We start from the raw sequence: 12,103 nt of genomic DNA on the forward strand, positions 1-12,103 counted from the left end.
GGGGGGGTTTGGGTGGGGGGGGGGGGGGGGGGGTTGGGGGGGGCCGGGGGGGGGGGGCTGGGGGGGGGGGGGGGGGGGGGGGGGGGGGGGGGGGGGGGGGGCGCCGGCGGGGGGGGGGGGGGGGGGGGGGCCCCCCCCCACCCCTCGGCCGTTTTCTTTCTACGATGCGGACATGAGCGAAGAATCGGCGCAGGCCCGTTGGGAGCTGCGTACCCAGCGGCCCCTGCTCGTCCTCGCGATGGCGTTCGCCCTCGGGTACGCCGTGCCGATCGTGGACAGCGACGCCGGCCGTCCGGTGACGCTGACCTGCACGCTGGTGGAGTGGATCGTGTGGGGGGCCTTCGCCACGGACTATCTCGTCCGGCTCGCCCTCTCCCGGGAGCGGCGCGTCTTCGTCCGCGGCCACTGGCTGGACCTGTGCGCCGTGATCCTGCCGGTCCTGCAGCCGCTGCGGCTGCTGCGGCTCGTCTCCACGCTGATGCTGGTGGGGCGGCGCGCCCGGATGGCCTCGCAGATCCGGCTGACGACCTACGTCGTCGGTTCGGTCGTCGGCCTGCTGATGTTCGGTTCGCTCGCCGTGCTGTCGGTGGAGCGGGACTCGCCGAACGGGAACATCAGGACGCTGGGTGACGCGGTGTGGTGGTCGTTCACGACGATGACGACCGTGGGGTACGGCGACCACGCCCCGACGACGGGGATGGGCCGCGTGCTCGCGGTCGGCCTGATGCTCTCCGGGATCGCGCTCCTCGGTGTGGTCACCGCGAACATCGCCGCCTGGTTCATCTCGCGGTTCGAGAAGGACGACGTGGAGGAGCGGCGGCAGACCGCGGCGATCGAGGCGCTCACGGCGGAGGTACGGGCGCTGCGCGCCGAGGTCACCGCCCTGACCGGCGGCCCGGGAATCCTGCCGCACCCCTTGTCGCCGGGCGCGGAGGAACACTCCCCCACGTAGCCGGGGCCGAAGCGCGGCCCGAAACGGCGAAAGCCCGCCAGGGGAACCCGTACGGGTTCCCCTGGCGGGCTCGCACGGCCCTGGCGGGCTCGCACGGCGGTCGGACGGGTCGTCCGGCGTCCGTCAGATGTGACCGACCCCCGCGCCTGCCTCCGCGTTCTCGCCGCGCTTGGTCAGCAGCGCGACGAAGACGGCCACGACGGCGACACCCGCGGCGACGAGGCAAGCGAGGCTCATGCCGGAGATGAAGGTCTCGTGGGCGACGTCGGTGATCTGCGCGGCGATGGCGGCCGGAGTCTCCTTGGTGACCGGTGCGACACCGACCCGGACCGCCTCGGAGGCCTGGTCGAGCTGGGCCGGGGTGAGCGGCGGCAGCTTGGCACCGGTCCAGTTGCCCGCGAGGTCGCTGTCGACCTTGGAGGCCATCACGGCACCCAGGACGGCCGTACCGAGGCTGCCGCCGATCTGCATGGCGGCCTGCTGGAGACCGCCGGCGACGCCGGAGAGCTCCATCGGGGCGTTGCCGACGATGACCTCGGTGGCGCCGACCATGACCGGCGCGAGGCCGAAGCCGAGGAGGGCGAACCAGATGGACATCAGGCCGCTGGAGGTGTCGGCCTCCAGCGTCGACATGCCGTACATGGCGATCGCGGTGGCCGCCATGCCGCTGGCGAGCGGGATGCGCGGGCCGAGCTTGGTGATGGCCAGGCCCGCGAGCGGGGAGCCGACGATCATCATGCCGGTGAGCGGGAGCAGGTGCAGGCCCGCGTCGACCGGGCTCATGCCGTGCACGTTCTGGAGGTAGAACGTCACGAAGAACAGTCCGCCCATGAAGGCGATGGCCATGAGCACCATCAGCACCACACCCGCCGAGAGCGGGACGGAGCGGAAGAGGCCGAGCGGGATCAGCGGTTCCTTCACGCGCGTCTCCCAGAAGGAGAACAGCGCGAAGCCGAGGACCGACAGACCGATGAAGAGCCAGGTCTTGCCGTCGCCCCAGCCCCAGGTCGGAGCCTTGATCAGGGCCCACACCAGGCAGAACATCGCGCCGGACAGCAGCACGATGCCAAGGGCGTCGAAGGAGCGCGGGGCGTTCTCGGCACGGTGGTCCCGCAGGATCAGCAGGCCGAGCGTGAGGGCGATCAGGCCGACGGGCACGTTGATGAAGAACACCGACTGCCAGCTGACGTGCTGGACGAGCAGACCGCCGAGGATCGGGCCGCCCGCGGTGGAGGCGCCGATGACCATGCCCCAGATGCCGATCGCCATGTTCAGCTTCTCGGCCGGGAAGGTCGCCCGGAGCAGGCCGAGCGCGGCCGGCATGAGCAGCGCGCCGAACAGGCCCTGGAAGACGCGGAAGGTGACCACGAAGGCGATGCTGTGCGACAGGCCGATCGCGCCGGACGCGGCGGCGAAGCCGGTCACGCCGATCAGGAAGGTCTGCCGGTGGCCGAAGCGGTCGCCGAGCTTGCCCGCGGTGATGAGGGAGACCGCGAGGGCGAGGAAGTAGGCGTTGGTGATCCACTGGACGTCGGCGAAGGTCGCGCCGAGGTCCTTGGCGATGGCCGGGTTGGCGATGGCCACGATGGTGCCGTCGAGGGCCACCATCATGACCCCGACGGCCACGGTGATGAGGGTGAACCACGGATGGCCGCGCAGGCCCGTGGACGGAGCCTGGTCCGACGGGGAGAGAGGGGTCTCGTCCTCCGGGCCCGTCTTGTCGATGGTGGTCTGACTAGTCATTTTTCGAGGCTAGTGACAGTCGCTGACAATTGACAAACCGATTCACAAGTCGGTAACTGTCACGTCACTCACAGATAGGCTGAACTGGGCGAACAGTTCGGTTGGGAGAGATCGCGACACCATGACGGAAACGGTGGACACGGCCGGGACGGCCGGAACGACCGGGGCGGCCGGAACGACCGGGACAACCGGGGTGGCCGGCACGGCCGCGCCCGCGGAGCCGGTGGCGGCGCCGCGCCCCGGGCTGCGGGAGCGCAAGAAGCGGCGCACCCGGAACGCGCTGCTGCGGGCCGCCCTCGAACTGTTCACCTCGCAGGGGTACGAGCGGACCACCGTCGACGAGATCGCCGAGGCCGTCGACGTCTCCCAGCGCACCTTCTTCCGCTACTTCGCCGGCAAGGAGGACGCCGCCCTGTTCCTGCAGCGGCTCGCCGAGTCGCATTTCATCGCGGCGGTGCGTGAACGACCGGCCCACGAGGCCCCGTTGGAGGCACTGCGCCGCGCGGTCCTGGAGAGCTGGGACACCATCGGCGAGGCGATCGAGGAGGTGGTGCCGATCGAACTGCACATGCGCACCTACCAGTTGATCGAGTCGACGCCCGCTCTGCTCGCCGCGCACCTGCGCCGCTCGGAGGAGATCGAGGAGGAGATCGCACGGCTCATCGCCGAGCGCGAGGGCCTCGACGTGGACACGGACCCGCGCCCGCGCATCGCGGTCGCGGTGTTCGGCGGGGTGATGCGGGTCACGGGCCGGCTGTGGGGCGCCGGCGAGGACACCAGCGTCGAGGCGATCCGCGAGCTGACCGCGTCCTATCTCGACCATGTGGGGCCCGCGTTGGCTCAGAAGTGGGGCCCCGCGCCACGGTGACGGCCCGGTGATGCCTCGCGACGTCGCGCCGCCCGAGGAACCCCGGCGCGACACCCGGCACACACCTGCACACCCGCGCACCCGCACGCGGGACCGACACACCCCCGTGCAGGACCGGCACACACCCGCGCACGGAACCTCGCGCACGCTCGCGCTCGTTGTACGGACGACGCCCGCGCGCCGTTCCGTGGAGGCCCCGGGGGAATCACAACACCCTTATACGGAGCGTCACATATCGCACACGCGTCGCAGGGCAAGCGCGCACAGAGTGTCACCATTTAACTCAAACTGAACCCGGTTTGCCCTAATCGCCCCATGAGAAACGTGATCCCAGTCACTCGTTTAACGGGAGGCTCCTCACTTCTCCTAGGGTGTCCTCTCAGTGACTTCCTTCGACACCACCCCCCAACTCAACGTCTGGCGCGCACTGCTCGCGCTGGCCGTGGTCTTCGTGATGCTGGCCACCAGTGGCTGGACCGCGCTCCACAGCCATCGGGCAGCCTCGGCGCTCCAGGCGTCCCGCTCCGCGTGGGAGCACGGCAGCCTCGCCGGACACAAGCTGCCCGACCCGGACTCCGCTCCGGGTCTGCTGACCCACTTCTTCGGCACGCTCGACGCGCAGCAGCGCTCGGAGCTCGCCCACCGCTATCCGCTCGCGGTCGGCAACATGAACGGTGCGCCCGTGACCCTGCGTTACGCGGCGAACCGTCTGGCGCTGAAGCACGAGCGCGCGGTCGAGCGCAAGCGCATGCACGACAACCGGCTGTCCTCGGTCGGCCAGTACGACGCGGGCCGCCGCATGCACCGCTACGAAGCGCTGATGGACAAGGACCGCAAGATCCTCGCCTTCGACCCCAACGGCTCGGGCCGGGTCGCGGAGGTGTTCGGCGACCTCGACACGGCCCGCCGCGTCTCGGTCGTGGTCCCCGGTGTCGACACCGACCTGCTCACCTTCCAGCGCACGTACAAGCAGTACTCCGCGCCGGTCGGCATGGCGGGTTCGCTGTACCGGGCGGAGCGCGCGGCGGACCCGGGTACGCGTACGGCCGTGATCGCCTGGGCCGACTACACGACGCCCAGCGGACTCGGCATCGACTCGGCCACCGCCATGCGGGCCGAGGAGGGCGCGGTGCGGCTGAACGCCCTGGTGCGGGCGCTGCCGGGCAGCTCGGAGGTGGCGCTGTACTGCCACAGCTACGGCTCGGTCCTGTGCGGGGTCGCCGCTTCCTCGCTGCCCTCCCGGGTCTCCGACATAGCGGTGGCGGGCAGCCCCGGCATGCGGGCGGCGAAGGCGGCGAACCTGCACACCACCGCCCGCGTCTGGGCCATGCGCGACGCGGACGACTGGATCCAGGACGTGCCGCACGTGGAGGTCGGCGGTCTCGGGCACGGCGCGGACCCGGTGTCGAAGGGGTTCGGGGCGCGCGTCCTGTCCGCCGAGGGGGCGAAGGGTCACGCCGGCTACTTCGAGCCGGGCACGGAGAGTCTCCGCAACTTCGCGGAGATCGGGATCGGCGCGTACCGCGCCGTCAGCTGCGCGCGCGACGATGACGCATGCCGGACGGGTTTGTCCGCCGGTGCGTCGGTCTGACGCGCGTAGAGGACGAAGAACTGCGGTACGTCCAGAGAGGCGACGGAGGCTTGCGTGCCGCATACGATGGCCCGCATGGGTGACGTACTGGCCGGTTTTCATGCCGCCTGGGAGTTCGAGTCCGACTCCGTGCTCATCCGCTTCGAACGGGGGATCCGCACACCGAAGCTGTTCCAGGCGCTCGGTGAACGCCGTATCCCCCTGGAGGCGATCGCGGCGGTGACGCTGACGCCCGGGAAGCGAGGCACGGTCGTTCTGCGTGCGGTGCCGAGGCCCGGCGCCGATCCGCTGATGGAGGCGGCCGCGGGACAGCTCAAGGAAGGGTGCGACCCCTATCGGCTGGTGCTGCCGGCCGACCGCGAGACGCTAGCCGAGTACTACGCGGACGAGCTGCGCGGACGGCTCACCACGGACGAGGAGCCCGCCGAGCGCTTTCTCGTGAAGCCGCCCGAGGGACCGCTGACCTTCAAGGCCTACGACGGGAAGGCGTCCTTCGACGGCAAGACGGTGTCCTTCCGGTGGTTCTGGACGGGCGCGTCCTCGGCGAAGTGGAAGGCCGGCGACCAGACCTTCCCGGTCTCCGCGCTGTGCGGGGTCGAGTGGCGCTCCCCGGAGGTGTTCGAGGGTCACCTGCGGCTGCTGCGGCGGGAGCCCGCGCCGGCGCATCCCGCGCAGGCGGACCAGGACCCGGCGGCGGTCGTCTTCGGGCTCGGGTACGGGCCCGTCCACGAGTCGCTGCCGTTCGCGGCGGCCGTGCTCGCCGCCACCCGCTCCGGGAGTCCCGCGCCGGTGGTCGCGGCCCCGGCGCCGCACCGCGACCCGGCCGACATCGCCGACCGGATCCGCCATCTCGGGGAACTGCACGAGGCCGGGCTCGTCACGGACGAGGAGTTCTCGGTCAAGAAGGCCGAACTGCTCGCCCAGCTGTAGGGACGCGGCACGCCCTTCCGCCCGGGCCGGGCGGCACGCCCTGGGCGGCGAGCCCCGCCCGGCCCGCGACCGGGCCGGGCGCCGTCAGGACCGCTCCGGCGCGGGGGAACGGAACCGTCAGGAGTGCTCCGACGCGAGAGCGCGGCCCGCGTCCCCGTAGAAGGCGATCTTCCGGTCGAGCACGGCCAGGGTGTCCTGGAGCTCCGTGATCCGCTCCCGGACGTCCCGGCGGGTCGCCTCCAGGAGTTCGTAACGCTCCGTGTACGTGTGGTCGCCGGCGCGCACCATCTCCGCGTAGCGGACCATGTCGGCGACCGGCATCCCGGTGAGCCGGAGCTTGCCGACGAGGTCGAGCCAGTCCAGGTCGCCGTTGTTGTAGCGGCGCTGACCGGTGTGCGAGCGGTCGATGTGCGGCATCAGCCCGATGCGCTCGTACCAGCGCAGGGTGTGCGCGCTGAGGCCGGTGAAGGCGACGACCTCGCTGATCGTGTAGTTGTCCCGGCCGTCCGGACGCCGCTGCTCCCGCTCGGGAAGAGCGACGCAGGCGTCGGTCCCGGTGGCCTCGGCCGTGGTCTCCATCACCGTCATGCCTTCCACGCTAAAACGTTGGAGTGCACTCCAGGCAACCCGAACCGGCCGAAAATGCCAGGACGTGGCCGGGAGGCGACGGCTACCGTGCGGATCATGACTCTCGTACGCCGCGCCGTGCCCGAGGACGCCCCCGAAGTGCTGCGCCTGCGCCAGGTGATGATCGACTCGGTCTTCGAGGCCTCCTCCAGCACGTGGCACGCCGCGTCGCTGCCCACCGTCCGCGCGAAGCTCGCCGATTCCGGGGGCTCCTTCGCCGCCTTCGTGATCGACCACCCGGACCGGCCGGGCGCCCTCGCGGCGCTCGTCGCCGGGACGGTCGAGTACCGCATCGGGCGGGCCGGCAATCCGCACGGCCTGGTCGGGTACGTCTTCAGCGTCGCCACCGATCCGGACGCCCGGCACCGCGGCTACGCCCGCGCGTGCATGGAGACGCTCCTCGACTGGTTCCGTGAGCGCGGTGTCGCCCAGGTCGACCTCAACACGTCCGCCGAGGCCGAGCCGCTGTACGCGGCCCTCGGGTTCGTCCGCAAGCCCGACCCCTCGATGCGACTGACGTTCCAGTCCGCTTAGGCTCGGGGCATGTCCTTGCAGAGTCTGGCGCTGATCTCGAACTGGCCCGTTCCCACCGCGGCCGCCGCGGTCGTCCGCGCGGACGGCACCGTGGCCGGCTCGCACGGGCCGGGCGGGCACCGGTTCGCGCTGGCCTCCGTCACCAAGCCGCTCGCCGCGTACGCCGCGCTCGTCGCGTACGAGGAGGGGGCGATCGAGCTCGACGAACCCGCCGGACCCGCCGGTTCGACGGTCCGCCATCTGCTCGCGCACACCTCCGGTCTGGCCTTCGACGAGCACCGGGCGACCTTCACGCCCGGGCAGCGGCGGCTGTACTCCAACGCCGGGTTCGAGGTGCTCGGGGACCACATCGCCAAGGCGGCGGACATGCCCTTCGCGGAGTATCTGCGCCAGGCGGTCCTCGAACCGCTCGGCATGACCGCGACGACGCTGGACGGTTCGCCCGCGAAGGACGGTGTCTCGACCGTGGACGACCTCGTCCGCTTCGCCGCCGAGCTGCAGGCGCCGCGACTCCTCGACCCGCGGACGGTCGCGGAGGCGATGACCGTCCAGTACCCCGGCACCAAGGGCGTCCTGCCGGGCTACGGCCACCGGAACCCCAACGACTGGGGGCTCGGCTTCGAGATCCGCGACTCCAAGTCGCCCCACTGGACCGGGACTTCGTCCTCCGCGCGCACCTTCGGCCACTTCGGGCAGGCCGGTACGTTCCTGTGGGTCGACCCGGTCGCGGGCGCCGCCTGCGTCGCGCTGACCGACCGCCCCTTCGGCCCCTGGGCGATCGAGGCGTGGACCCCGTTCACGGACGCGGTGCTGGCCGAACTCGCCTCCTGACAGGGGCCGGCCGGGATCAGCCGGCCGCCATCTCCCACACCAGCAGCTCCGCCGGTGCCCCCGCGACCAGCTCCAGGTCCTTCGTGTCGGAGAGCCGGGCCGCGTCCCCCTCCCCCAGTTCCACGCCGTCCAGCCGGACCTCGCCGCGCACGACGTGGACGTAGACGTAGGGCGCGTCGGGGACGGCGGTGCGCTCGCCCGCCGTCAGCCGGCGCACATGGAGCATGGCCCCCGCCTCGGGGACGGCGTACGGGGTGGCGTCGGCGATGCCGCGGACGGTCTCGTACGCGGGGTCGCCGCCCGGCTCCATCGGCGCCAGCCACATCTGGACGAAGACCAGCGGCAGCTCGCCGTCGTTGCGCTCGACGTGGCGGACGCCGCCCGCCGAACTCAGCCGCTGGACGTCGCCGTGCCGCAGCACCGACTCGTTGCCCGCCGAGTCGCGGTGGGTCAGCTCGCCCTCCACCACCCAGGTGACGATCTCGGTGTGGCTGTGCGGGTGCTCGTCGAAGCCCGCGCCGGGGGCGAGCCGCTCCTCGTTGCAGGCGATCACCGCGCCGAAGCGGAGGTTGTCGGGGTCGTAGTGCGGGCCGAAGGAAAAAGCGTGGAGCGAGGAGATCCCGGCCGCCGGGTCCCCTCCGCGGTAGCGCTCGTCGGCGCGGCGGACGTCCATCACCTCACCACCGTAGCCCCGGCCCGGCGGCGGCCCCTCGCTTACTTGCGACCCACCGCCGCACAGCTCCGTCCGGATAAGGCAGTCTTGTCCCGTGCCCGAACCCGAATCCAGCAACACCGAGCGCCCAGCCCACGACGTCGACGCGCACACCGCGACCCTCAAGCGGCTGGAGAAGTCGGCCGGCAGTCTCGCCGCCCAGGCCATCACGCGGATGGACGAGACGCTGCCGTGGTACCGGGCCATGCCACCGGAGAACCGGTCGTGGATCGGACTGGTAGCCCAGGCCGGTATCGCGGCCTTCACGGAGTGGTTCCGGCACCCGGACGCGCCGCAGGCCATCTCCACCGATGTCTTCGGGACCGCGCCACGCGAGCTGACCAGGGCCATCACGCTGCGCCAGACGGTGGAGATGGTGCGGACGACAATCGAGGTCATGGAATCGGCCATCGACGAGGTGGCGGCACCCGGCGACGAGTCGGTGCTGCGCGAGGCGCTCCTGGTCTACGCCCGCGAGATCGCCTTCGCCACCGCCCAGGTGTACGCGCAGGCGGCGGAGGCACGCGGCGCCTGGGACGCCCGGCTCGAGTCGCTCGTGGTGAACGCGGTGCTCTCCGGCGAGGCCGACGAGGGCGCCGTCTCCCGGGCCGCCGCGCTCGGCTGGAACTCGCCCGACCATGTCTGCGTGGTGCTGGGCACGGCGCCCGACGGTGACAGCGAGCTGACGGTCGAGGCGATCCGGCGGGCCGCCCGGCACGCCAAGCTGCAGGTGCTGACGGGGGTGCTCGGGGACCGGCTGGTCGTCATCGCGGGCGGCAGCGACAACCCGCTCGCCGTCGCCAAGTCGCTGATCGGCCCGTACGCCGCCGGATCGGTCGTCGCCGGACCGATCGTGCCCGATCTGCTGGCCGCGACCCGGTCCGCACAGGCCGCGGCGGCCGGACTGAAGGCGTGTTTCGCCTGGCAGGACGCCCCGCGCCCGGTTCTGGCGGACGATCTGCTGCCGGAGCGCGCGATCGCAGGAGACCCGTCCGCCCGTGAGCAGTTGGTGGAGGAGATCTACAGACCGCTGGAGGAGGCGGGCTCGGCGCTCCTGGAGACGCTCAGCGTCTATCTGGAACAGGCGAGCAGCCTCGAGGGCGCGGCCCGGATGCTGTTCGTCCATCCCAACACCGTGCGCTACCGGCTCCGACGTGTGACTGACGTCACCGGCTGGTCGCCCTCGGATGTCCGGTCGGCGTTCACGCTGAGGATCGCGCTGATCCTGGGGCGTCTGGCCGATGGAGATCCACAAACATAGGCTTTTGTCGGGGACCTACAATTCCCCCTCGTGTTCTTCGTCCCTGTCCCCACGGGCGGCCGTGGCCGTCCACAAGAGAGAGTGTGAGAGTGCTCGTACTCGTCGCTCCCGGCCAGGGCGCTCAGACGCCCGGCTTCCTGACTCCTTGGCTCGACCTCCCCGGTGCCGCCGAACGCCTCGCCGCGTGGTCGGACGCCATCGGGCTGGACCTTGCCCACTACGGCACGCAGGCCGACGCGGACGCGATCCGTGACACGGCTGTCGCGCAGCCCCTCCTGGTCGCCGCCGGCCTCCTGTCCGCCGCGGCACTCGGTGACGTCACCCCCGGTGCCGTCGCCGGTCACAGCGTCGGCGAGATCACCGCCGCCGCGTTCGCGGGAGTGCTCGACGACACCGCGGCGCTGACCCTCGTACGCAAGCGCGGCCTCGCGATGGCCGACGCCGCCGCCATCACGCAGACCGGAATGTCGGCGCTGCTCGGCGGGGACCCGGACACGACGGTCGCGCACCTGGAGAAGCTGGGGCTGACCCCGGCGAACGTGAACGGCGCGGGCCAGATCGTGGCCGCCGGCACGCTGGAGCAGCTGGCCGCCCTGGAGGCGGACAAGCCCGAGGGTGTCCGGCGTGTCGTGGCCCTGAAGGTGGCGGGCGCGTTCCACACGCACCACATGGCCCCCGCGGTCGACGCGCTGGCGAAGGCCGCCGAGGACCTGACGCCGGCCGACCCCCGGGTCACGTACGTCTCGAACCGTGACGGCCGGGCCGTCGCCTCCGGTGCCGACGTCGTCTCCCGCCTGGTCGGCCAGGTCGCCAACCCGGTCCGCTGGGACCTGTGCATGGAGACCTTCCAGGAGCTCGGCGCGACCGCGCTGATCGAGGTGTGCCCCGGCGGCACGCTGACCGGTCTGGCCAAGCGCGCGCTGCCGGGCGTCACGACGCTGGCCCTGAAGACCCCCGACGACCTGGACGCGGCTCGCGAGCTCATCGCCGAGCACGGCGCGGCCTGAGGAGCCCGAGAGCATGTCGAAGATCAAGGCACCCAAGGGCGCTCCGTTCGCACGCATCCTCGGCGTCGGCGGTTACCGCCCCGTCCGGGTGGTGCCCAACGAGGTGATCCTGGAGACGATCGACTCGTCCGACGAGTGGATCCGTTCGCGTTCCGGCATCGAGACGCGGCACTGGGCCTCCGACGAGGAGACCGTCGCCGCGATGTCGATCGAGGCGTCCGGCAAGGCCATCGCCGACGCCGGGATCACCGCCGAGCAGATCGGCGCCGTGGTGGTCTCCACCGTGTCGCACTTCGCCCAGACCCCGGCCATCGCCACCGAGATCGCCGACAAGCTCGGCACGAACAAGGCCGCGGCCTTCGACATCTCGGCCGGCTGCGCGGGCTTCGGCTACGGCCTGACCCTCGCCAAGGGCATGATCGTCGAGGGTTCGGCGGAGTACGTCCTCGTCATCGGCGTGGAGCGGCTGTCCGACCTGACCGACCTGGAGGACCGTGCGACGGCCTTCCTGTTCGGCGACGGCGCGGGCGCGGTCGTCGTGGGCCCCTCCGAGGAGCCGCACATCGGCCCCACCGTCTGGGGCAGCGAGGGCGACAAGGCCGGCACGATCAAGCAGACCGTGCCGTGGGACCGCTTCAAGGTCGGCGACGTCTCCAATCTCCCGCTCGACTCCAAGGGCGAGATCAAGTTCCCTGCCATCACGCAGGAGGGCCAGGCGGTGTTCCGCTGGGCCGTGTTCGAGATGGCGAAGGTCGCACAGCAGGCGCTGGACGCGGCCGGGATCAGCTCGGACGACCTGGATGTCTTCATTCCCCACCAGGCCAACGAGCGGATCATCGACTCGATGGTGAAGACGCTGAAACTGCCGGGACACGTCACGGTCGCGCGTGACGTGCGCACCACCGGCAACACCTCGGCCGCCTCGATCCCGCTCGCGATGGAGCGGCTCCTGGCGACCGGTGAGGCGAAGAGCGGCGACACCGCGCTCGTCATCGGCTTCGGGGCGGGTCTCGTGTACGCCGCGACGGTCGTTACCCTCCCCTAGGC

General features: G+C 71.6%; 12 protein-coding genes. 9 read left to right on the forward strand and 3 right to left on the reverse strand.

Going from position 1 to position 12,103, the window contains the following annotated elements:
* Positions 1 to 172: 172 nt before the first annotated feature.
* Positions 173 to 952: a potassium channel family protein gene (locus ACH4S8_RS10940; RefSeq protein WP_398392408.1), complete on the forward strand. Its 780-nt coding sequence runs from the start codon at positions 173 to 175 to the stop codon at positions 950 to 952.
* A 123-nt stretch (positions 953 to 1,075) separates the two neighbouring features.
* Here ACH4S8_RS10940 and ACH4S8_RS10945 read toward each other — a convergent pair whose 3' ends face one another.
* Positions 1,076 to 2,695 (reverse strand): MFS transporter, encoded by a 1,620-nt coding sequence (locus ACH4S8_RS10945; protein WP_398392409.1) that lies wholly within the window; start codon positions 2,693 to 2,695, stop codon positions 1,076 to 1,078.
* 121 nt (positions 2,696 to 2,816) lie between these two features.
* Between ACH4S8_RS10945 and ACH4S8_RS10950 the strand changes: the two genes are divergently transcribed.
* The 3 genes from ACH4S8_RS10950 (at position 2,817) to ACH4S8_RS10960 (ending at position 6,084) form a co-directional block, all read left to right on the forward strand.
* Positions 2,817 to 3,563, forward strand: a complete 747-nt coding sequence (locus ACH4S8_RS10950; RefSeq protein WP_398392410.1) for a TetR family transcriptional regulator — start codon at positions 2,817 to 2,819, stop codon at positions 3,561 to 3,563.
* Positions 3,564 to 3,945: 382 nt separating this feature from the next.
* Entirely contained in the window at positions 3,946 to 5,154 is a 1,209-nt protein-coding gene (locus ACH4S8_RS10955) for an alpha/beta hydrolase (RefSeq protein WP_398392411.1), read from the forward strand.
* 66 nt (positions 5,155 to 5,220) lie between these two features.
* Entirely contained in the window at positions 5,221 to 6,084 is an 864-nt protein-coding gene (locus tag ACH4S8_RS10960; RefSeq protein ID WP_398393142.1) for a DUF4429 domain-containing protein, read from the forward strand.
* Positions 6,085 to 6,201: 117 nt separating this feature from the next.
* Here ACH4S8_RS10960 and ACH4S8_RS10965 read toward each other — a convergent pair whose 3' ends face one another.
* Positions 6,202 to 6,672, reverse strand: a complete 471-nt coding sequence (locus tag ACH4S8_RS10965; RefSeq protein WP_398392412.1) for a MerR family transcriptional regulator — start codon at positions 6,670 to 6,672, stop codon at positions 6,202 to 6,204.
* 96 nt (positions 6,673 to 6,768) lie between these two features.
* On the opposite strand from ACH4S8_RS10965, the gene ACH4S8_RS10970 reads away from it, so the two are divergent.
* Together ACH4S8_RS10970 and ACH4S8_RS10975 are read left to right on the forward strand one after the other, a co-directional pair.
* Positions 6,769 to 7,245 (forward strand): GNAT family N-acetyltransferase, encoded by a 477-nt coding sequence (locus tag ACH4S8_RS10970; protein WP_398392413.1) that lies wholly within the window; start codon positions 6,769 to 6,771, stop codon positions 7,243 to 7,245.
* Positions 7,246 to 7,254: 9 nt separating this feature from the next.
* Positions 7,255 to 8,076 carry a serine hydrolase domain-containing protein gene (locus ACH4S8_RS10975; protein ID WP_398392414.1) on the forward strand — a complete coding sequence of 274 codons (822 nt, stop codon included), beginning with the start codon at positions 7,255 to 7,257 and terminating at the stop codon, positions 8,074 to 8,076.
* Positions 8,077 to 8,092: 16 nt separating this feature from the next.
* On the opposite strand, the gene ACH4S8_RS10980 is transcribed toward ACH4S8_RS10975, so the two are convergent.
* Entirely contained in the window at positions 8,093 to 8,749 is a 657-nt protein-coding gene (locus tag ACH4S8_RS10980) for a pirin family protein (RefSeq protein ID WP_398393144.1), read from the reverse strand.
* Between the two features lie 94 nt (positions 8,750 to 8,843).
* Between ACH4S8_RS10980 and ACH4S8_RS10985 the strand changes: the two genes are divergently transcribed.
* The 3 genes from ACH4S8_RS10985 (at position 8,844) to ACH4S8_RS10995 (ending at position 12,101) form a co-directional block, all read left to right on the forward strand.
* Complete coding sequence (locus ACH4S8_RS10985; protein ID WP_398392415.1) at positions 8,844 to 10,049, forward strand: PucR family transcriptional regulator; 1,206 nt, start codon at positions 8,844 to 8,846, stop codon at positions 10,047 to 10,049.
* An 89-nt stretch (positions 10,050 to 10,138) separates the two neighbouring features.
* Positions 10,139 to 11,056, forward strand: coding sequence for an ACP S-malonyltransferase (locus tag ACH4S8_RS10990; protein ID WP_398392416.1), 918 nt, complete (start codon positions 10,139 to 10,141; stop codon positions 11,054 to 11,056).
* Positions 11,057 to 11,069: 13 nt separating this feature from the next.
* Positions 11,070 to 12,101, forward strand: a complete 1,032-nt coding sequence (locus ACH4S8_RS10995; RefSeq protein WP_398392417.1) for a ketoacyl-ACP synthase III — start codon at positions 11,070 to 11,072, stop codon at positions 12,099 to 12,101.
* Positions 12,102 to 12,103 lie beyond the last annotated feature (2 nt).

The sequence above is a fragment of the Streptomyces sp. NPDC021080 genome, from assembly GCF_044333225.1.
Classification (GTDB): Bacteria; Actinomycetota; Actinomycetes; order Streptomycetales; family Streptomycetaceae; genus Streptomyces.

Coding starts and splice junctions, on each gene's coding strand:
- ACH4S8_RS10960 (WP_398393142.1), top strand. CDS start 5,221: ATGGCCCGCATGGGTGACGTACTGGCCGGTTTTCATGCCGCCTGGGAG.
- ACH4S8_RS10965 (WP_398392412.1), bottom strand. CDS start 6,672: ATGACGGTGATGGAGACCACGGCCGAGGCCACCGGGACCGACGCCTGC.
- ACH4S8_RS10950 (WP_398392410.1), top strand. CDS start 2,817: ATGACGGAAACGGTGGACACGGCCGGGACGGCCGGAACGACCGGGGCG.
- ACH4S8_RS10945 (WP_398392409.1), bottom strand. CDS start 2,695: ATGACTAGTCAGACCACCATCGACAAGACGGGCCCGGAGGACGAGACC.
- ACH4S8_RS10940 (WP_398392408.1), top strand. CDS start 173: ATGAGCGAAGAATCGGCGCAGGCCCGTTGGGAGCTGCGTACCCAGCGG.
- ACH4S8_RS10980 (WP_398393144.1), bottom strand. CDS start 8,749: ATGGACGTCCGCCGCGCCGACGAGCGCTACCGCGGAGGGGACCCGGCG.
- ACH4S8_RS10975 (WP_398392414.1), top strand. CDS start 7,255: ATGTCCTTGCAGAGTCTGGCGCTGATCTCGAACTGGCCCGTTCCCACC.
- ACH4S8_RS10995 (WP_398392417.1), top strand. CDS start 11,070: ATGTCGAAGATCAAGGCACCCAAGGGCGCTCCGTTCGCACGCATCCTC.
- ACH4S8_RS10970 (WP_398392413.1), top strand. CDS start 6,769: ATGACTCTCGTACGCCGCGCCGTGCCCGAGGACGCCCCCGAAGTGCTG.